At 60.0% G+C, this 18,833-nt stretch carries 19 protein-coding genes and 1 tRNA gene; 12 read left to right on the top strand and 8 right to left on the bottom strand.

The genetic code is table 11. From position 1 onward, the window contains the following. Positions 1-220 precede the first annotated feature (220 nt). The 5 genes from AABB31_RS06960 to AABB31_RS06940 all read left to right on the top strand — a co-directional run bounded on the left by AABB31_RS06960 (position 221) and on the right by AABB31_RS06940 (position 3,280). A tRNA-Ser gene (locus AABB31_RS06960) sits at positions 221-310 on the top strand. A gap of 51 nt (positions 311-361) precedes the next feature. Further along, a complete protein-coding gene (locus AABB31_RS06955; protein ID WP_342075204.1) occupies positions 362-1,066 on the top strand; it encodes an ABC transporter permease in 705 nt (234 codons plus the stop codon). Positions 1,067-1,089: 23 nt separating this feature from the next. Then, positions 1,090-1,770, top strand: a complete 681-nt coding sequence (locus AABB31_RS06950; protein WP_342078878.1) for an ATP-binding cassette domain-containing protein — start codon at positions 1,090-1,092, stop codon at positions 1,768-1,770. Continuing rightward, complete coding sequence (locus AABB31_RS06945; RefSeq protein WP_342075205.1) at positions 1,767-2,558, top strand: substrate-binding domain-containing protein; 792 nt, start codon at positions 1,767-1,769, stop codon at positions 2,556-2,558. Before AABB31_RS06950 ends, AABB31_RS06945 begins: the two co-directional genes overlap by 4 nt. Positions 2,559-2,719: 161 nt before the next feature. Then, positions 2,720-3,280, top strand: a complete 561-nt coding sequence (locus tag AABB31_RS06940) for a hypothetical protein (protein ID WP_342075206.1) — start codon at positions 2,720-2,722, stop codon at positions 3,278-3,280. Positions 3,281-3,290: 10 nt separating this feature from the next. On the opposite strand, the gene AABB31_RS06935 is transcribed toward AABB31_RS06940, so the two are convergent. Continuing rightward, entirely contained in the window at positions 3,291-4,268 is a 978-nt protein-coding gene (locus tag AABB31_RS06935; protein ID WP_342075207.1) for a membrane dipeptidase, read from the bottom strand. A 94-nt stretch (positions 4,269-4,362) separates the two neighbouring features. Between AABB31_RS06935 and AABB31_RS06930 the strand changes: the two genes are divergently transcribed. Further along, positions 4,363-5,418 (top strand): sugar phosphate isomerase/epimerase, encoded by a 1,056-nt coding sequence (locus AABB31_RS06930; protein ID WP_342075208.1) that lies wholly within the window; start codon positions 4,363-4,365, stop codon positions 5,416-5,418. Next, on the top strand, positions 5,418-6,557 hold the full coding sequence (locus AABB31_RS06925; protein WP_342075209.1) for a Gfo/Idh/MocA family oxidoreductase: 1,140 nt from the start codon (positions 5,418-5,420) through the stop codon (positions 6,555-6,557). Before AABB31_RS06930 ends, AABB31_RS06925 begins: the two co-directional genes overlap by 1 nt. 2 nt (positions 6,558-6,559) lie before the next feature. Here AABB31_RS06925 and AABB31_RS06920 read toward each other — a convergent pair whose 3' ends face one another. Genes AABB31_RS06920 through AABB31_RS06905 form a run of 4 tightly spaced genes read right to left on the bottom strand, consistent with a single transcriptional unit; the run spans position 6,560 to position 10,802 of the window. Next, positions 6,560-7,117, bottom strand: a complete 558-nt coding sequence (locus AABB31_RS06920; protein WP_373635564.1) for a membrane integrity-associated transporter subunit PqiC — start codon at positions 7,115-7,117, stop codon at positions 6,560-6,562. A gap of 1 nt (position 7,118) precedes the next feature. Further along, positions 7,119-9,575, bottom strand: a complete 2,457-nt coding sequence (locus AABB31_RS06915) for an MlaD family protein (protein ID WP_342075211.1) — start codon at positions 9,573-9,575, stop codon at positions 7,119-7,121. After that, positions 9,568-10,218, bottom strand: a complete 651-nt coding sequence (locus tag AABB31_RS06910; RefSeq protein ID WP_342075212.1) for a paraquat-inducible protein A — start codon at positions 10,216-10,218, stop codon at positions 9,568-9,570. The genes AABB31_RS06915 and AABB31_RS06910 overlap by 8 nt, the downstream gene beginning before the upstream one ends. After that, positions 10,173-10,802, bottom strand: a complete 630-nt coding sequence (locus tag AABB31_RS06905; protein ID WP_342075213.1) for a paraquat-inducible protein A — start codon at positions 10,800-10,802, stop codon at positions 10,173-10,175. The genes AABB31_RS06910 and AABB31_RS06905 overlap by 46 nt, the downstream gene beginning before the upstream one ends. 144 nt (positions 10,803-10,946) lie before the next feature. Here AABB31_RS06905 and AABB31_RS06900 point away from each other — a divergent pair, with 144 nt between their 5' ends. From AABB31_RS06900 to AABB31_RS06885, 4 genes are all read left to right on the top strand, one after another. Further along, on the top strand, positions 10,947-11,603 hold the full coding sequence (locus AABB31_RS06900) for a fumarylacetoacetate hydrolase family protein (protein ID WP_342075214.1): 657 nt from the start codon (positions 10,947-10,949) through the stop codon (positions 11,601-11,603). Between the two features lie 73 nt (positions 11,604-11,676). Further along, positions 11,677-12,708: a TRAP transporter substrate-binding protein gene (locus tag AABB31_RS06895; protein WP_373635563.1), complete on the top strand. Its 1,032-nt coding sequence runs from the start codon at positions 11,677-11,679 to the stop codon at positions 12,706-12,708. A 38-nt stretch (positions 12,709-12,746) separates the two neighbouring features. Further along, entirely contained in the window at positions 12,747-13,301 is a 555-nt protein-coding gene (locus AABB31_RS06890) for a TRAP transporter small permease (protein ID WP_342075215.1), read from the top strand. Beyond that, positions 13,301-14,611 (top strand): TRAP transporter large permease, encoded by a 1,311-nt coding sequence (locus AABB31_RS06885; RefSeq protein ID WP_342078879.1) that lies wholly within the window; start codon positions 13,301-13,303, stop codon positions 14,609-14,611. The genes AABB31_RS06890 and AABB31_RS06885 overlap by 1 nt, the downstream gene beginning before the upstream one ends. A 10-nt stretch (positions 14,612-14,621) precedes the next feature. On the opposite strand, the gene AABB31_RS06880 is transcribed toward AABB31_RS06885, so the two are convergent. Both AABB31_RS06880 and AABB31_RS06875 read right to left on the bottom strand, forming a co-directional pair. After that, positions 14,622-16,247, bottom strand: coding sequence for an alpha-D-glucose phosphate-specific phosphoglucomutase (locus AABB31_RS06880; protein ID WP_373635562.1), 1,626 nt, complete (start codon positions 16,245-16,247; stop codon positions 14,622-14,624). 19 nt (positions 16,248-16,266) lie between these two features. After that, positions 16,267-16,935, bottom strand: a complete 669-nt coding sequence (locus AABB31_RS06875) for a nucleoside/nucleotide kinase family protein (RefSeq protein ID WP_342075216.1) — start codon at positions 16,933-16,935, stop codon at positions 16,267-16,269. A 170-nt stretch (positions 16,936-17,105) separates the two neighbouring features. On the opposite strand from AABB31_RS06875, the gene AABB31_RS06870 reads away from it, so the two are divergent. Next, positions 17,106-18,005 carry a YihY/virulence factor BrkB family protein gene (locus AABB31_RS06870; protein WP_342075217.1) on the top strand — a complete coding sequence of 300 codons (900 nt, stop codon included), beginning with the start codon at positions 17,106-17,108 and terminating at the stop codon, positions 18,003-18,005. On the opposite strand, the gene AABB31_RS06865 is transcribed toward AABB31_RS06870, so the two are convergent. Next, positions 17,996-18,754 carry an SDR family NAD(P)-dependent oxidoreductase gene (locus AABB31_RS06865; RefSeq protein WP_373635790.1) on the bottom strand — a complete coding sequence of 253 codons (759 nt, stop codon included), beginning with the start codon at positions 18,752-18,754 and terminating at the stop codon, positions 17,996-17,998. The two genes, AABB31_RS06870 and AABB31_RS06865, sit on opposite strands and share 10 nt — an antisense overlap. Between the last annotated feature and the right edge of the window lie 79 nt (positions 18,755-18,833).

The following is an 18,833-nucleotide window of genomic DNA, read 5'->3' as shown; positions in this document are numbered from 1 at the left end:
TGCGTCCTGATTTCATCAAGAAATACAACCGTTTTCCGGCCTTTTTACACGCGCCGCCATCATTGCGCGCCGTCTTGCAATGGCTTGTTATGATGGCGTTGGCGGCAAGATAGCGCCCACATGACTGTTTTGAAAGGCTGATTGCCGATTTGTCGGCGGATTTCCCCAAACTGTGAAGGTCCTTTTCGAATCAGATCAAGGGCGATAACAGGGCGCGGACGGAGGCTTGGCAGAGTGGTCGAATGCACCGGTCTTGAAAACCGACGAGGGTGAAAGTCCTCCCAGGGTTCGAATCCCTGAGCCTCCGCCACTTCCCCATTTGATTTCAAGCGGGTGACAATACCCGCAAGGGCGGTGACGCATGGGCGAGATTTGGCAGGGACTGGCAGCAGGTTTTTGGCTTGTTGCCACGCTTGATGCCGATCTGGTCGAAATCACATTGCGGTCGCTTCAGGTGACCCTGACTGCGGTCGTGATCGCATCGGTCATTGGGCTGCCATTTGGGGCATGGCTGGCCGTGCGCCGGTTCCGGCACCGCCGCGCTGCGATTGCGTTGCTCAACGCGTTGATGGGGCTGCCGCCGGTTGTGGTGGGGCTGATCGTTTATCTGTTGCTGTCGCGGTCGGGGCCGTTTGGCGTGTTTGGCCTGCTATTCACCCCTACGGCGATGATCATTGCACAAGTGATCATTATCACACCGCTGATTGCCTCGATTGCGCATCAGGCGATCAGGGAGCTTTGGGCCGAATACCATGATCTGCTGATCTCGCTGTCCACATCACGCAGGCAACGGATCGCGACCCTGCTCTGGGACGGGCGGCGGGCGTTGATCACCGCCGCGCTGGCCGGGTTCGGGCGCGCTATCGGCGAGGTGGGGGCGATCATGATCGTTGGTGGCAATATTGATCACGCCACAAGAGTGCTGACTACGGCAATTGCGCTGGAAACGGGCAAGGGCGATTTTGCGCTGGCGCTTGGGCTTGGCTTTGTGCTGATCGGGCTGGCGGTGGCCGTGAACTTTGCCATTCACGCCGCCGGGCGCACAGAAAGCGAGGGGCGCTGGTGATCCTGCCACTGCACGCTCAGCAGATGACGGTCAGGCGCCGGGGCAAGCTGCTTGTGGGTCCGGTTGACCTGACGCTTGGTCCTGCGGGATTGACCATTGTGCTGGGGCCAAACGGGTCGGGTAAGACGACCCTGTTGCGGGCGTTGCACGGGTTGGAACGCCTGTCGGCAGGCACCGTAAGCTGGCAAATGCCTGCGCCGGACTGCCAGACACGACAGGCATTTGTGTTCCAGCGGCCCGTGATGATGCGCCGTTCTGTGCAGGATAATCTGGCCTACCCGCTGACCTTGGCGGGCATGCCGCGCAAAGCCGCCCGCAAGATGGCGGCAGAGTGGGCCGCGCGCGTCGGTCTGGGGCATGTGCTGGATATACCCGCACCGCAACTGTCGGGTGGCGAGCGGCAGAAACTGGCCCTCGCCCGCGCCTTGATGCGCCAACCCGAAATGCTGTTTCTGGATGAACCCTGCGCCGCGCTTGATGGCCCGGCCACGCGCGAAATCGAGACTATTTTGTCGCAGGCGCTCGCGGATGGGACCCGCATTCTGATGGCCACGCATGACATCGGGCAGGCGCGCAGGCTTGCAACCGACATTTTGTTCATGATGGGCGGGCAGATCATCGAACAGGGTCCGGCAACCGCATTCTTTGCCAACCCCCAAACGCCACAAGCCAAGGCGCTCATCAACGGAGATATCGTGGAATGAGATGGATCATCGCACTGATGGTGTGGCTGACAGGCGCAGCAGCGCAGGCCGAAGACGTGAAGCTTGCGGTTACCACGTCGTTTCAGAATTCAGGGCTGTCCGATATTCTGTTGCCCGCCATCGCTGCCGATACCGGGGTGAATGTCCAATTGCTTGTGGTGGGGACCGGGCAGGCCATCCGCCTTGGCGAGGCAGGGGATGTTGACGCGATACTGGTCCACGCCCGATCCGCAGAGGAGGCTTTCGTTGCAATGGGTTACGGCACGCATCGGCGCGAGATCATGTATAATGATTTTGTCATCATCGGCCCATCGGATGATCCGGCAGGTATCGCGGCAGCGCAGTCCGCGCAAATGGCGCTCGGCGCGATTGCCGATATCGGCGCGGCCTTCGTCAGCCGGGGCGATGACAGCGGCACCCACAAGAAAGAACTGGACCTGTGGGCGCAGTCCGATGGTGTGCCCACAGCACCCTGGTATCGTGAGGTCGGGGCCGGGATGGGGGCTGCTTTGAACACTGCGGCTGGCCTGAATGCCTATATTCTGGCGGACCGGGCAAGCTGGTTGAATTTTGGCAACAAGGCCGATCTGGCCTTGCTCTATGCGGGTGATCCGGCCTTGTTCAATCAATACGCCTTCCTGCCGGTCAGTCCGGTGCGGCACCCGCATGTCAAGAACGATGCAGCCCTGAGGCTAGAGGCATGGCTGACATCCGCCCGCGCAGGGCAGCTGATTGATACCTATCAGATTGACGGTCAGCAGGTCTTTACCTTCAACGCAACCGAATGAACCCGCGATCACATTTTCCCGCCGGCTGTCATGAAGAAGTTAACAAACGTAAATAATTTGTTAACGATTTGTTTGGACTGTTGCGGCGCGGGTATGCAGCGATAAGAACGTGGGGTTCTTGCGATGTGTCGGTTTGGTTTTTTGCGCAGAGGGTGAATGCGATGCTTGGTTGGCATGTTAGTGGGGCTTTTGACCCGGGCAGACCTTTTCCAACAGTCCAAACAAACTCGCCACATGAAATTCACGACGCCTATCTGATTTTCCTCCGAACCCATCAACTGGCGCATCGGGCGCTGCTGTCGGCGCTACCGTCGGGCCATTGGGTCAGCGGGATGCTGGGGTCGGGTCTGATGCGTCTGGACGCGGATTTGCTGCGGCTGCGGGTGGCACCTGCACCGCGCCCGATGGTGGGCCTGTTGCATCCGTTGCGCCCGCTGGGGGTGGCCTATGCCATATGCGGCAGCCAGTTTTCCAAGGCGTTGCAGCGTCGCCATTGGGCACCTTTGACCAAGACCGATCTGCCGCCCGGCGCGGACAATTATCTGCATGATGAGGCTGTGGCCGCCGGTTGGAAACGCTGCCTGGCCGAGATCGAGGACCTTGCCGACCCGATCCGCGATTTGCAAAAGCTGGGCGAGGATGCTGACCGCACATTGGCGCTGTTTCACGACTGTCTGGCCAGCGTGAAACGCAATTCTACGCAGCTTCTTGCAGCGGCGTAAGACGCGAGGCCTAACCCGAGGCCGGGCCGAAACTTTCCGCATAGAACCGGTGCCAGTTGCCGCCCATGATGGCATCAACCTCCGCCGTCTCCATGCCGGTTGCGGTCAGCCCTGTGGCGATATTGTCAAAGTCGCGATTGTCCTGGAACCAATCGGGCATCGGGGGAAAACCGGGCGCGGCGGCTGAGCCTTCGCCATAATCCATCGCCTTCGTCCAGCGCCCGACGCGCATCCATTCCACAACGCTGTCCGGCTGATCCTGGCACAGGTCGCTGCCCAGACCCAAATGCGCGATCCCATAGCGATCAGCGGCTCGCGCGATCATCTCGCAAAAATCCGTGAGGGTACATGCAGACCCACCTGCAAGGTGATGCGGATATAGCGAAAACCCCAGCATCCCGCCGCCCGCAACAACGGCACGGATCACCGGATCACTTTTGTTGCGCCGGGCGGGGTGCCATTCATGCGGGTTGGCATGGGTGATGGCGATGGGGCGGTTGGACACCTCTGCTGCCTCGATGGTCGACCGGTCCGCGCTGTGGCTCATGTCAATGACCATTCCGACGCGGTTCATCTCGGCGATGACGGCGCGGCCCATGCGGGTCAGGCCGGGGTCTTCGGCCTCATAGCAGCCGGTCGCAAGCAATGATTGGTTGTTGTAGCTTAACTGCATAAAGCGCAGGCCCAGCGTGTGCAGGATCTCGACAAGGCCGATATCATCCTCGATCGGGCTGGGGTTCTGGGCCCCGAAAATGATTGCCGTCCGGCCAGCGGCCCGGGCAGCCTCGACATCAGCCGCCGTCTTTGCATGGCAAATCAGATCAGAATATTCTTCAAAATAACGGTTCCAGCGCTCGATCTGCAGCACCGTTTCGCGGAAGGTCTCGTGATAGGCGATGGTCACATGAACCGCGTCCAGCCCGCCTGCGCGCATTTGGCGAAACACCTTCTCGGACCAGTTGGCATATTGCAGATTGTCGATACGCATCCCGCACGATGCGCAGATTTTATGATCGGGGTCAAACGGGACTGGCATCAAAATCTAAATCGTTATAGTTTTGCCGGAAACGGGAGGATACCGGATGAAAACGATCAAGGGACCCGCGCTTTTTCTGGCGCAGTTTGCAGGCGATGACGCGCCGTTCGATAGCTGGGACGGTATCACGAAATGGGCGGCTGATTGCGGCTATACAGGGGTGCAGGTCCCAAGCTGGGATGCGCGCTTTATTGATCTGGAAAAGGCGGCCGGATCAAAAGACTATTGTGACACGTTCAAAGGGCAGGCAGCTGCAAACGGGGTGACGGTGACGGAACTGTCTACCCATCTGCAAGGGCAATTGGTGGCGGTGAACCCCGCCTATGATACCGCGTTTGATGCATTTGCAGCTCCGCAAGTCCAGGGCGACCCCAAGGCCCGTCAGGCCTGGGCGGTTGATCAGGTCAAGATGGCGCTATCTGCGTCCCGGCATATGGGGCTGACCGAGATGGCCAGCTTTTCAGGCGCGCTGGCCTGGCCCTATATCTACCCCTGGCCGCAACGCCCTGCTGGTCTGGTTGAAGCGGCGTTTGACGAACTGGCCGCGCGCTGGCGGCCCATTCTGGATCATGCCGAAGATTGCGGCGTTGATATCTGTTACGAAATCCACCCCGGCGAAGACCTGCATGACGGGGTGACATTTGAAATGTTTTTGGCCCGCGTGGATAATCACAGCCGCTGCAACATGCTGTATGATCCGTCGCACTATGTGCTGCAGTGCCTTGATTACCTTGATAATATTGACATCTACAAAGACCGGATCAAGATGTTTCATGTCAAGGATGCAGAATTTAATCCCACGGGTCGGCAGGGGGTTTATGGCGGTTATCAGTCTTGGGTTGACCGGGCCGGCAGGTTCCGGTCGCTGGGTGACGGGCAGGTCGATTTTGCCGCAATCTTTGCCAAAATGGCAGCGAATGATTTTGCAGGTTGGGCCGTGGTTGAGTGGGAATGCTGCCTAAAACACCCCGAAGATGGGGCACGCGAGGGCGCTCAATTTGTAAAGGATCACATCATCCGGGTCACAGAGCGCGCCTTTGATGATTTTGCGGGCGGTGATGTGGATGACGCGACAAATCGCAAAATGCTGGGGATATCGTAATGGGACGACCAATCAGATTGGGCATGGTAGGCGGCGGGAATGATGCGTTTATCGGCGCGGTTCACCGGATTGCCGCACGCATTGACGGTCGCTTTCAGCTGGTTGCGGGCGCATTGTCCTCAACAGCCGAAAAGGCGCAGGCCTCAGGCGCTGCAATTGGTCTTAACCCGGACCGGACCTATGATGATTTCAAGGCCATGGCGATCCGTGAGGCGCGGTTGAAAGATGGGATCGAGGCGGTCGCGATTGTCACGCCCAATCACGTTCACTACGCCGCGGCCCGCGAGTTCCTCAAGCGGGGGATTCACGTGATCTGCGACAAGCCGCTGACATCCACGATGGCTGATGCCAAAAAGCTGGAAAAGGCCGTGGCGCAAAGTGATGCGCTCTTTGTGCTGACCCATAATTACACCGGTTATCCGATGATGCGTCAGGCCCGGCAGATGGTGGCCGACGGCGCGCTGGGCAATCTGCGCGTGGTGCAGGTGGAATATGCGCAAGACTGGCTGACGCAGGCCGAAGATTTCAAACAGGCCGAATGGCGGACTGATCCGGCCCGGTCGGGCTTGGGCGGGTCCACGGGCGATATCGGGACACATGCGTTCAATCTGGCAGGGTTTGTGACCGGGTTGACTGTCGACAGCCTTTGCGCAGATCTGCAGGCATTTGTGCCGGGCCGGCAACTGGATGATAACGCGCATGTAATGCTGCGCTACGAGGGTGGTGCGCGCGGCATGTTGTGGTGCAGTCAGGTGGCCCCCGGCAATGAAAATGGCCTTGGACTGCGCGTCTACGGTGACAAGGGCGGGATTGAGTGGCGGCAGGAGAACCCAAATCGGCTTTGGTTCACCCCGTACGGCGCCCCAAAGCAGTTGCTGACCCGGGGTGGCAAAGGGGCAATGGATGTGGCCGAGCGCGTCACGCGCATTCCCGCCGGTCATCCAGAGGGGTATCTGGAAGGATTTGCCACGATCTATCGCGAAGCGGCGGACGCCATTGAGGCCCATCGCGACGGTCATGATGTGCCCGCTGATGTGACCTATCCAACCATCGCGGACGGGATGGCAGGCATGCGCTTTGTGGAGGCCTGCGTCAGATCATCCAAACGCGACGGGGCGTGGGTCAAGCTAGGATCCTGAACTTAACGTCCCAGGGTGCGGGCAATCCGCTCGGACAGATCCAGCAAGGCTGCCGCCTGGGCGTCGGCAACGCCGCCCAGGCTGCTATCGGCCATCGGTTTGCTGATGCTGAACGGCTGCGAGATATTGCGGTAGTCGATCCCATCGCCCCCCACGTAGAATTGGCCGGTCAGCGAGAATGTTCCATTCGCGCCGGCCAGCATCCGTTCAACCTGAATATCAATCGCCACATCGGGCAGGCCGATAAAGGGCCATGGGTCAGGCCCCACATTCGTGTTCAGGATGTCCGAAAGGTTGCGGGTGATCGCAATGGTGACGGCCCGCTGCGGATCGTCCGCCCACAGGATATCCTCGTTGCTTGCGATCAGCCCGTTGGGGGTCTCGAACGCGATTTCCTCGACCGCTGCATAGGTGGGCAGGGTCACCGTACGCACCATGGCAGAGCCTACCAGCGGCCGCAGTTCCAGCGCGGATTGGACCGGACGCATCGCCAGTCGCTCGGGCGGTGGGCTACATGCGGCAAGCCCCAGTACGGTCATGATCAAAAAAGGTCGCAGCATTCTACCGTCCTGTCAGCAATGAATTGGGGTTACGCTGGATCGCGCGGGCAAGGGCCGATACGGCATCTGCCGCGGCCTGAATTTCGCGCAAGGTGGCCAGCGTCTCGGCGCTAAAGCGCGAGCGCTCGCTATAGCTGTCGATGACAGCGGATGTCTGGGCGACCAGCTGGCTGGCCCGGGCCGAGAGGGCGGGCAAGGTGCTGACGGAATCTTCAATGGCCTGCGCGGCATCATTGGCGGCGGCCAGCGCTGCGTTGACGTTTTCGATGGCCCCGCCTTCGCGGATTTCTTCCAGCACGACGCGCATTTCGTCCAGCGCACCATTCAGCGACGCGGGCAGGGCGGCGGTATTTTCGTCCTGAATGAAGGTATCAATGCTGGCCAGCGTGTCATTGGCCGTCTCGACAAGCCCCTCAATGGCCAGCCCATTTGCCTTGGTTGTCAGGGCCTCGATCTGCGCGGTGATTTCGGGCAGATTGGCTGTCGCCGCTTCGATATTTGCGACAGCCTGATTGGCCGCGCTGATGGTGTTGTCCAGATCCGCGATCAACTCTGCCTCGGCTGCGCTGGTCACGATGGCATCGAGATCGTTGATGACATCGCGTAGATCGCCCGGCACGGCTTGCAGATCCTCTGACGCGACCAGTGCGCGCGCCTCCTCCAGCAATGCGGCGAGCGTTGCGGGCAATTGCGCTGTCGCATCATCGCTTACAATGGTGTCAATGCTGCGCAGGGTGTCATTGGCTGCGTCCAGCAGCCCCTCAACCGCCAAGGCGTTGGCCTTGGCCGTCAACGCCTCAATCTGGGCAACAAGTTCGGGCAACCCTTCGGTGCCGGTCTCGATATTGGCGGCGGCAGCGCTTGCCGCTTCGAGGGCCGTGTCGAGGCTATCAACCAGGCCTGCGGCGGTTGCACTGGCGAGGATCGCATCAAGATCGTTGATCACCTGCCGCAAATCGCGGGGGACAGCCTGCATATCGTCAGAGGCGACAAATCCGCGCGCCTCATCCAGCAGCGCCACAAGTGAGGCCGGGGCCTCGACCAGGCTGTCATCATTGGCAAGCCTTTCCAGACTGTCCATCAGGTCAATGGCGCCATCCATCAGCTCTTCGACCGGCAGCGCGTTGATCCGCGCGAGCACACCTTCGGCGGTGGCCGCAACGTCCGAAATCTGGGAGTCGGTGGTGGGGATCACCGGGTAAAGGCCTGTGGCACTGGTGACAATCGCAGGCAGGGCATCATCAACTTGGACCAGTTCAACCACCAGCGAGCCTGAAAGAATATTGCCGGTCACCATCCGGGCCCGCAATCCACGCGCCACAAAGTCGGATAGCAGTGTCAGGGCGTCATCAACGGTTGCGTCCGCGCGCATCCCCAGCCTGCCCGGTGCGATTTCCAGCACGGCCTGCAAGCGGACCTCTGCGGTGTCCCCTTCGCCGACGACAATCGCGTTCAGTTCGGACACTTCGCCGATCCGGATACCCTGAAACCGCACCTCGGACCCTTGGGTCAGGCCACTGACCGATTGCTCAAAAAGAACGGCAACTTTCAACAGCTCTGCATTGGGATCGGAAAACAGGCTGTCGCGTGCGGCCTGCTGGCTTGAGAAAATGTCGAACAGCTGCCCGTCCTGTATCGGATCACCGCCCGAGACAATCGTGTCAAAAGCAACGCCGCCCTCGATCAGCGAGGCAAGTGAGTTCACGTCAAGCGAGACGCCGCCCGTGCCAAATGACACGCTGAAACCGGATGTGTCCCAAAAACGGGTGCTGGATGTGATGCGCTGGTCATAAGGGCTTTCGACGAAAGCGTTGACCAGAACCTGTGTGCCGTCCGGGGACAGTTCGGGGGATTCCAGATAACCCACCTGCAGACCTTTATGCAGCACAGGGGCGCCAGCGGTGACAGACCCGCCATCAGTGGCGCGCAGGACGATGGACCGGCCTTGCTGTCCGGCACGGGTCAGAACCGGGCGTTCCAGTCCGGAAAACTCAAGTTGGGCGACATCGGGTTCTGTATCCCAATTGCCCTCGATATAAACGCCCGACAACACGGTATCGAGGCCGGTGATGCCGCGGACGCTGACATCGGGCCGAACGACCCAGAATTGCGCATCATCATCAAGATAGGGGGCGACTGTCTGCTGAACACGGGCATGGACCAGTACCACAGACAGGCCTTCGGCAAACTCGACGTCTTCGACCTTGCCTACGGTCACATCGCGATACTTGATCTCGGTCTCATCGGCGGTGATGCCTGATGCGTTCTCAAAACTGATCGTGATCAGCACGCCCTGATCCAGATAGTTCTGCCACGCTGCCCATAGCGAGATACCAAGCGCAAATACCGGCACCAGCCAGACCAGCGACAGCCGCTGCCAAAGCGGGCGTTTCACCGGGCGCACATCCAGCTTTGCGGGGCCTTTGGGCGCGGCGGCCGTATCCTGCGGTTCAGTCATGCGCTTTCCTATCTGCGTCCCAGATCAGCCTTGCATCAAAGCTTTGTGCCGAAAGCATTGTGAAAATGACTGACAGGGCAAAACTGACGGCTGCAATCCCGGGATTGATCGTCGCGATAGTGTTGAGTTGCACAAGCGCCGACAGGATTGCAACGACAAAGACGTCGATCATGGACCAGCGCCCGATGAATTCGACGATCTCATAGGCAACATGCCGTTCGTGCTGATGGTTGCCCGATTGCCGCTGAACGCTGATCGCCAGATAGATGATGGCCAGGAATTTGCCCACAGGGATCATGACCGACGCCACAAAAACGATGATCGCGATGCCAATGGATCCGTGATGGATCAACTCCACGACCCCGCCCACAATCGTACTTTCGCTGCGTTCCACCAGGGTGGATGTCAGCAACATCGGGTAGGTGTTGGCCGGAATATACGCGATCATGCCCGCAATCAGCCAGGCCCAGACCTTTTGCAGGCTTTCCGTATCCCGGCTGCGCAGCGGCCCCTCGCACCGCTTGCAAGACGTCGCATCAAACGCATGCACCTGCCCGCAGCGCCGACACGCCACCAGCCCCGCTTCGCGCGCCGTGATCAGCTGTTCGGATGTTCCAGCGCTTCCCAAATCGAGTACCTGCATATGAGTTGATCTTTCAGAACCGTGATGATGACCACGCCGGCAAACGCCCAGAATGCGGGGCCAACCGTGACCGCCGCAAGGCCTGCGACCTTGATCAGGGCCACGGTCACCCCGACGATGAAAATTTCTGCCATGCTCCATGGGCGCAGCCGTTCGGCCAGTCCAAAAGCCTTGCGCGCACCGGCCCTTGGCGCCTGGTCACGGACCAACGGGCCCAGGGCGTAAATCAGCGCCACAAGCCGGATCAGCGGGATCACCATAATAAAAAATGCAACGGCCACCGCCAGCGGTATCGCCAGCCCGTCGTTGAACGCAAGCACCGCATCAATCACCGACGTGGCGTTTTGCAACCCGCCCGCATCCAGCGTCAGAAACGGAAAACTGACCGCGGCGATCATCATCACAAACGCGGTCAGCGCAAGGCTCAGGATGCGCGCCATCGCGGCAGGTTGGGATGTCATCAGGACGATCCCGCAGCGCTGGCAATATGCCCGCGCACCATCGGGCAGATCCTGTGCCGCGTGCAGCGTGTCACATTGCGGGCAGGCAACCAGATCATCGAGTGATGCAAATGCGTCCAGCACCGCTATATCCTTGCAAAATGGGGACCTTCCCCGTGGATCGTGATGGCAGGATACCGCAGCCATCAGAAATACTGTAAGAACTCCCCAAACACAATTCAACACGCGGAGATTGCGTATGTCAGACCATGTTTTCCCCCCGCGCCGGTGCCGGTTCTTCCGGTGAAAGGGCAAGGCACCTTTCCAGTCAGGCGCATCTATTGCGTCGGTCGCAATTATGCGGCGCATGCCGCCGAAATGGGGGATGAGGTTGACCGCGAAGTGCCGTTCTATTTCACTAAATCCGCCCATGCGTTGCTGCAATCCGGGCAGGACATGCCCTATGCCCCACGCACTACCGACCTGCATCACGAGATAGAGCTTGTCGTCGCCATCGGGACGCAAACGGAAAATGTGGCGAAGGAAGAGGCCATTGACGCCGTGTTCGGGCTGGCCTGCGGGCTGGATATGACCCGACGCGACCTGCAAGCGGCGGCCAAGGAACAAGGCAGGCCGTGGGATACGGCCAAGGATTTCGACAATGCGGCCATCATCGGGCCGATCACCCCGATTGCAGATGCCGGCATCTGGGGCGGTCTGCCGATCCAGCTTCGGGTCAATGATATGGTCGTGCAAGACGCCCGGTTGTCAGACATGGTGTGGTCCGTGCGTGAAATTATCGCAGATTTGTCAACGCTCTACACCCTTCAAGCGGGTGATCTGATCATGATGGGCACCCCGGCCGGGGTTGGGTCGGTCAACCCGGGTGACCAGCTTGTGGGAAGCATTGGCGCGCTTGATCCGGTGATGACCAAGATCGTCTAGACCCGAATCGGGCTTGCGCGCGCTGGCAGGTTTTCCCACACTTCGGCCAGATCATGTCTGAGGGAGGATCACCATGACCACGACCCGCCGTACGGTATTTGGCCTGATGGCCGCCGCCTTGCTGGGCACCAGTGCTGCCGCGCAAGAGGTAACATTGCGACTGCACCAGTTCCTGCCCGCACAGGCCAATGTACCTGCGCATATTCTGGATGTCTGGGCCGACAAGGTTGAAGCTGACAGCGATGGCCGGATCAAGATTGACCGCTTTCCGGCCATGCAACTGGGTGGCACGCCACCGCAATTGATAGATCAGGCCATCGACGGGGTGGCTGATATCATCTGGACCGTGGCAGGCTACACCCCCGGACGCTTCCCCCAGTTGGAAGTGTTCGAGTTGCCGTTCATCTCCAGCAGTGCCGAGGCGACATCGCGGGCCTATTGGGAACTGGCCGAAGAGCGGATGATGGATACTGATTTCGCCGCCTTCAAGCCGCTTGGGCTGTGGGTGCATGGGCCGGGCCTGATCCATTCCAGTCGGCCGATCACAGACGTGGCCGACCTGAACGGGCTGAAGCTGCGCGCACCAACCCGGACAACAACCACGTTGTTCACGGCTCTTGGCGCGACATCCGTCGGCATGCCGGTTCCCGCAGTGCCAGAGGCGTTGTCGAAAGGCGTTATCGACGGGGCCGTTATCCCGTGGGAGGTCGTGCCAGCCCTCAAAGTGCAGGAACTTGTGACCAATCACACCGAATTCGGCGGCGAAACACTTTATACTACCGCATTCATTTTTGCGATGAATTCCAATGCATATAATGGCTTGCCGGATGATCTTAAGGCCGTGATCGACGCCAATTCCGGTATCGAATTCTCGGCCTTTGCCGGGCGTACGATGGAGGAATATGACGCGCCGGGCCGCAAGCTGGCCGAGGATGCGGGCAACAACATCATCATGCTGACACCCGAACAGGTGCAGGGCTGGAAAGACGCCGCGCAGCCCACAATTGACGCCTGGATCGCCGAAGCTGATGCCGCCGGTATTGATGGCGCGGGCCTCTATGAGGCGGCGACAGCGCTGATTGCCAAGCACAGCGCAGGCAACTAAACAACAGCGACCCCTGACCGCCAGTCAGGGGTCGTCTTGTGTCCGGAGGCCTGCCGTTGCTTCACAACCTGATCGAACGACTTGCCCGGTTCATGGCACTGTTGGGCGGCATCATCCTGTGTCTGCTGGTCCTGACCGTCTGTGCAAGCGTTCTGGGGCGCGAGCTGAACGGGGCCGCGCATGCGGGCTATCTGGGTGCTGTCGGCAATTGGCTGATCAGCATTGGCGTCGGTCCGGTCAATGGCGATTTTGAGCTGGTCGAGGCGGGCATCGCCTTTGCCATATTCGCATTTTTGCCCCTGACCCAACTGTCCGGCGCGCATGCGACCGTTGATATCTTCACTAATAATATGAGCCTCCGTACAAACCGGTTCCTCGCCACATTCTGGAGCCTCGTTATGGCTGTCATGATCGTCTTGATCACATGGCGCTTGTTTGTCGGCATGCAGGACAAGATCCGCTATGGCGAGACGTCCTATCTGATCCAGTTTCCGGTCTGGTGGGCTTATGCCGCCAGCTTTGCGGCGGCGATCTGCGCCAGTATCGTCAGCATTTACTGCGCCTTCCAACGCCTGACCGGAGCCCGGCAATGATCAGTGATCTGGCGCTGGGCTACCTGTCTTTCCCGGTCCTGCTTTTGTTGATTTTCCTGCGGGCGCCCATTGGGCTGGCCATGCTGATTTGTGGTATCGGCGGCATATGGTTGGCGACGGATACAACCGTCGTGTTCATGGCCAAGCTGAAGTCAGAGGTCTATTCCACGTTTTCCAGCTACAGCCTGTCGATCATTCCGATGTTTTTGCTTATGGGACAATTCGCAACGTTGTCCGGCATGTCGCGGGCGTTGTTCAAGGCGGCAGAGGCCTGGCTGGGCCATCGCAAGGGCGGCATGGCAATGGCGGCGGTCGGGGCATGCGCTGGGTTCGGTGCCATTTGCGGATCGTCCCTTGCGACGGCTGCCACGATGAGCCGCGTGGCGCTGCCGGAACTGCGCAAATACGGCTATTCGGGTGGGTTTTCGACCGCCACATTGGCGGCCGGTGGCACGCTGGGGATCCTGATCCCGCCGTCGGTGATCCTTGTGATCTATGCGATCCTGACGGAACAGAATATTGCCAAGCTTTTCGCAGCGGCCTTCATTCCCGGTATTCTTGCGGCGCTGGGCTATATGCTGACAATTGCGATATATGTCCGGCTATACCCCGATCAGGCCGGCACCCATCCGCGCCTGCCATATGCCGACAGGGCCAAGGCGCTGCTTGCGGTCTGGCCGGTTCTGATTGTCTTTGGGCTTGTTGTTGGGGGGATCTACAATGGCTGGTTCACACCGACCGAAGGGGCCGCCATCGGGGCGATGGGCACCGGCCTGATTGCGTTCTTTTCGCGTTCCCTGAACTGGGCCGTTTTTCGGGACAGTATTCTGGAAACCGCGACGGGGACCGGCATGATCTTTTTCATCGTGTTGGGGGCGGGGTTCTATAACGGGTTTCTGGCACTGACGCAGGTGCCGCAGGAATTGTCAGGCTGGGTCACAGGGCAGGGGTTCAGCCCATGGACCGTGATGGTGGTGATCCTGCTATTCTACCTGATCCTGGGCTGCCTGATGGACAGCTTGTCGATGATCCTGCTGACCATCCCGATTTTCTGGCCGGTCATTCAGGGGCTTGATTTTGGCATGACGACCGAAGAGGTCGCCATCTGGTTTGGGATCCTCGTTCTGATTGTGGTTGAGGTCGGGTTGATCACCCCGCCGGTGGGGATGAACCTGTTCATTATCAACAATATGGACAAGGACACGCCAATGACGGCCACCTACAAGGCGGTTCTTTTCTTTGTCGGTTCCGACATTGTGCGGGTTGTGATCCTGCTCTTGTTCCCGGTGATTACCCTGATCCTGATCTAGGGTCGGGGCGTCAGGTTTTGACATCCGGTGCAGCGCGCCCGGTCCGGTCTGCAATTTCCGCGATCTGGTTTGCGGCATTAATGACATCGGCCAGGGCGGTTTCGGCGTCTTGGTGCAGTTTGCCGGGATCTTCTTCCAGCCGTTCCAGATAGACACGGATGGTCGCACCCTGGGTGCCCGTGCCGGACAGGCGCAGCACAACCCGCGCGCCAGCATCAAACATCACCCGAATGCCCTGACCGCTTGTATGGCTGCCATCAACCGGATCGTCATAGGCAAACTCGTCCGCACCTGACACGGTCAGGCCCGCCACGGTCTGGCCGGGCAGGGTGGGCAGCTTGGCCCGCAAGTCGTCCATCAGCGTGTTGGCAATGGCGCTATCGACCGCCTCGTAATCGTGCCGGGAATAGTAGTTCCGGCCATAGGTCTGCCAATGATCGGTCATCAGATCAGCGACCGATTGGCCGGTGCTGGCAATGATATTCAGCCACATCAGCACCGCCCATAGCCCGTCCTTTTCGCGCACGTGATCCGAGCCTGTGCCGGCACTTTCCTCGCCACAGAGGTTGACCTTGCCCGCATCCAGCAAGGTGCCAAAGAATTTCCAGCCCGTGGGGGTTTCGAAACAGCCCATGCCCTTGGCCGCTGCCACCCTGTCGACGGCTGCGGATGTGGGCATCGAGCGGGCCACGCCCGCAAGACCTTTCGCATAACCCGGCGCGCGATGCGCATGGGCGGCAATGACGGCAAGGCTGTCTGACGGTGTGACATAGGCGCCCCGGCCCACGATCATGTTGCGATCCCCGTCACCATCGCTGGCCGCGCCAAAATCGGGGGCATCATCCGCCATCATGGTTTGCATCAGCTCCTTGGCCCAGATCGGGTTCGGGTCCGGGTGGCCGCCCCCAAAATCCGGCAGCGGGATGCCGTTGCGCACGGTTCCTTTCGGCGCGGCAAGGGTATCTTCCAGAATGGTGGTCGCATAAGGGCCGGTGATGGCATGCATTGCATCAAAGGCCATCCGAAACCCGCCTTCAAAGAGGGATCTGATCGCGTCAAAATCAAAAAGGTCCTGCATCAGCGCGGCATAGTCGGCAACCGGATCAACGATGGTGATCGCCATGTCGCCAAGACTGGTTTGCCCGCGTGTGGCCAGATCAACGGCAGGGCTTTCCATGGTCTGATAGCTGGTCAGGTTCTGGGTCTGGGCGAAAATTTCGTTGGTGACCGCTTCGGTTGCGGGGCCGCCATTCGGCATGTTGAATTTCAGGCCGAAATCCTCGTCAATCCCGCCCGGGTTATGGCTTGCGGATAGAATAAAGCCGCCATCGGTCTTGTTCAGACGGATCAGATGCGAGGCGGCGGGCGTCGACAAAAGCCCGTTTTGACCGACAATCGCGGCGTCCGCCCCCTGGGCCGCAGCCATGCGCAGGATCGTCTGGATTGCGTCGGCATTAAAGTAGCGGCCATCACCGCCGATCACAAATGTCTTGCCCTTTGCACCCCCGATCGCATTCAGGATCGACTGGATGTAATTTTCAAGAAACCGGGGTTCCATGAAGTCGCGTGTTTTGCGGCGCAGGCCGGATGTGCCGGCCTTTTGGCCTGCTATCGGTGCGGTCTCAATCGTGATCATGGTCAGATGCCTCGCATTGCTATGCAGGCAGGTTTGGCCCAGGATGGGGTTGCCCGTCAAATGTGAAATCACATGGCAGGGCCCGTTCAACTACCCGCTGCGCATTTGGAATGTCGTTGCCTTCGGCCCGTCTTGTGGCCACAGCGCGGGAATGGTTCAGCGCCAGCCAGCGGTGAATAAGCCGCGCGCGCAGTTCGGGCATCGGCACGTCCAGCCGGGCGGTGACATCCCAAAGTGCCGCGAGAGTTGACCATGGGGCCTCGTCAAACATCAGGTAATTGCCCTCGACAATGACGATGTCCACCTCGGGCGGGACGGCCACAGCGCCTGCAATCGCCAGATCGCGGGTCCGGTCAAATACGGGGGCGAATACTTCATCGCCGGTTTTCAGGGCGCGGACCAGTCGGATGAAGCCCGGCACATCAAAGGTTTCGGGCGCGCCCTTGCGATGAAACAGCCCGCGTTCCTCCAAAATGCCATTGTCGAGGTGAAACCCGTCCATCGGAACCACGATCGAGCTGCGCTTGGCCAGCGCCAGGCGCCGCGCGAGCTCTGTCGCAAGGGTGGATTTGCCGCTGCCCGGCGCGCCCGCGATTGCAACAAGGGTCCGGCCAACGGGCCGCTCCAGCAAGTGTTCCGTCAACGCATTGACGTGAAGTGTCAGCGAATTCAATGTATTGCCTGCCATTTCTCGGGCTTTTGCCCGTATTACCCCTAGGGTAACCTTATCGCGTCCGCTCTGCGAACCCCTTTTTGGCGATACATGCCATTCCGGGCTGGAATCTGCGAAGAAACGTGGCAACTCTGCCATGGTTGCCCTAGTTAAAGGCGCAAGACCAAAACCGGTCGGGAGGCTGCGTGATATCCATTGCGATCAAAATCTGGCGCGTTTTGCTGGCGGTTTGGACAACCGCGAGCGAAAAACATATCGGGCTGATTGCGGCTGGCGTCGCGTTTTTCGGGATGTTTGGCATTTTCCCGGGGATCGCTGCGGTGATCGCGATCTTTGGTCTGGTCGCCGATCCGGTCGTGATTGCCGAACAGCTGACACTGATGGCGGGGATCATCCCGCCAAGCGCCTATCAATTGCTGTCGACGCAGGTCAACGGCCTTGTCAACGCCCCATCCGAGGCGCTGGGCTGGGCAACGGTTGTGTCGATTACGCTGGCATTGTGGTCCAGTCGGGCAGGGGTGGCCGCCTTGATTGGCGGGTTGAACGCGATTGCAGGACAGCGGCAGCGCAACGGGATCGTGCAGCTTTTTGTGGCGCTGATGCTGACCGTCGCACTGGTCTTTCTGGGCGTGGTCGCGGTTCTGGTTGTTATCGTGTTGCCCATCGCATTAACGCTGATTGCGACGCTGACATCGGCTGACTGGCTGGTCCAGGGGCAGACGGCGTGGCTGCTGGAAGGGGCGCGCTGGCTGATCGCGCTGGGTGTGCTGATCCTTGGGCTCAGCCTGCTTTACAGATTTGGCCCGGCCCGCAATGGCGGGCGGGGTCGCTGGTTTACCGTCGGGGCATTTGTGGTTGTGGTTTTGTGGGTCGCAGCCTCTGCGGGCCTGTCATATTACCTGACGAATTTCGCCAGCTATAACGAGGTCTACGGGTCAATCGGTGCGGTCATTGGCTTGCTCTTGTGGCTGTATGTCAGCGCCTATCTGATATTGCTTGGTGCGGCGCTGAATGTCGAAATCCACGGCTATGAAGTGCCGCCCGAGCGTGGCGACACATCATTCCTGCAGGAAGATCAGACCTGACCGCCCGAGATTTCGACCGTCTGGCCGTTCACATTGCGCGCCCCGTCCGAACATAGCCACATGGCCGCGGCGGTCACTTCATCCACGGCGAGCAATTGCGCGCTGCGATTGCCCTTTGCAATCAGGGCGATGGCCCCTTCTTCGTCCACGTCAAAGCGGCGCATCAGGCCGGGGATCTGGTTGCGGACGATGGCCGTATCGACATAGCCGGGGCAGAGCGCGTTAAACGTAATGGGCCGGCGCAGATATTCCTCTGACAGGCCCCGGATCAGGCCGATGACCCCATGTTTCGTGGCCGTATAGGGGACCGCGTTTTTCAGCCCGCGCACGCCTGCAATCGAACTGACCGCAATCATCCGGCCCTGATCATCGGGCCCCAGCGTGGCAAGGGCTGCCTGCAGCGTCAGAAACACACCGTCAAGATTGGTCGTCATGGTGCGCCGCCACTCGGCCAGCGTGATCCCGGCAAAAGGTCCGCCCTCGGCAATGCCGGCATTTGCAACGCAAATGTTGATCGGGCCCCGTGCGGCAGCCGCGCTTGCGATCCCGTCGCGCACGGACCCCTCATCATCCACATCCATCACAAGCGGGTGCAGGCGGGGGCTGTTTGCTGCAACCTCTTCCAGCGTCGCGCTGCGTCGTCCGGTGATGGTAACCTCCGCACCGGCGGCGGCCAGTGCGATCGCGATATCCTTGCCGATGCCCGATCCGCCCCCGGTGATGACCGCGTGTTTGCCTGCATGTTCCATCGACACCTCCATTTTCGCCCATGCTACAGGGGTGGCGCCAATGGACAAGAGGGTGACAAGCCGCATCTTTGTCGGCAAA

Origin of the sequence: Yoonia sp. SS1-5, from assembly GCF_038443705.2 — a bacterium.
GTDB classification, from domain to species: domain Bacteria; phylum Pseudomonadota; class Alphaproteobacteria; order Rhodobacterales; family Rhodobacteraceae; genus Yoonia; species Yoonia rhodophyticola.
Note: the sequence above shows the minus strand (reverse complement) of the source record. Positions and strands in the feature narration are given on the sequence as shown.

Excerpts from the sequence above, each read along its gene's own strand:
- AABB31_RS06955 (WP_342075204.1), top strand. The coding sequence starts at position 362 with ATGGGCGAGATTTGGCAGGGACTGGCAGCAGGTTTTTGGCTTGTTGCC.
- AABB31_RS06950 (WP_342078878.1), top strand. The coding sequence starts at position 1,090 with ATGACGGTCAGGCGCCGGGGCAAGCTGCTTGTGGGTCCGGTTGACCTG.
- AABB31_RS06945 (WP_342075205.1), top strand. The coding sequence starts at position 1,767 with ATGAGATGGATCATCGCACTGATGGTGTGGCTGACAGGCGCAGCAGCG.
- AABB31_RS06940 (WP_342075206.1), top strand. The coding sequence starts at position 2,720 with ATGCTTGGTTGGCATGTTAGTGGGGCTTTTGACCCGGGCAGACCTTTT.
- AABB31_RS06935 (WP_342075207.1), bottom strand. The coding sequence starts at position 4,268 with ATGCGTATCGACAATCTGCAATATGCCAACTGGTCCGAGAAGGTGTTT.
- AABB31_RS06930 (WP_342075208.1), top strand. The coding sequence starts at position 4,363 with ATGAAAACGATCAAGGGACCCGCGCTTTTTCTGGCGCAGTTTGCAGGC.
- AABB31_RS06925 (WP_342075209.1), top strand. The coding sequence starts at position 5,418 with ATGGGACGACCAATCAGATTGGGCATGGTAGGCGGCGGGAATGATGCG.
- AABB31_RS06920 (WP_373635564.1), bottom strand. The coding sequence starts at position 7,117 with ATGCTGCGACCTTTTTTGATCATGACCGTACTGGGGCTTGCCGCATGT.
- AABB31_RS06915 (WP_342075211.1), bottom strand. The coding sequence starts at position 9,575 with ATGACTGAACCGCAGGATACGGCCGCCGCGCCCAAAGGCCCCGCAAAG.
- AABB31_RS06910 (WP_342075212.1), bottom strand. The coding sequence starts at position 10,218 with ATGCAGGTACTCGATTTGGGAAGCGCTGGAACATCCGAACAGCTGATC.
- AABB31_RS06895 (WP_373635563.1), top strand. The coding sequence starts at position 11,677 with ATGACCACGACCCGCCGTACGGTATTTGGCCTGATGGCCGCCGCCTTG.
- AABB31_RS06880 (WP_373635562.1), bottom strand. The coding sequence starts at position 16,247 with ATGATCACGATTGAGACCGCACCGATAGCAGGCCAAAAGGCCGGCACA.
- AABB31_RS06875 (WP_342075216.1), bottom strand. The coding sequence starts at position 16,935 with ATGGCAGGCAATACATTGAATTCGCTGACACTTCACGTCAATGCGTTG.
- AABB31_RS06865 (WP_373635790.1), bottom strand. The coding sequence starts at position 18,754 with ATGGAACATGCAGGCAAACACGCGGTCATCACCGGGGGCGGATCGGGC.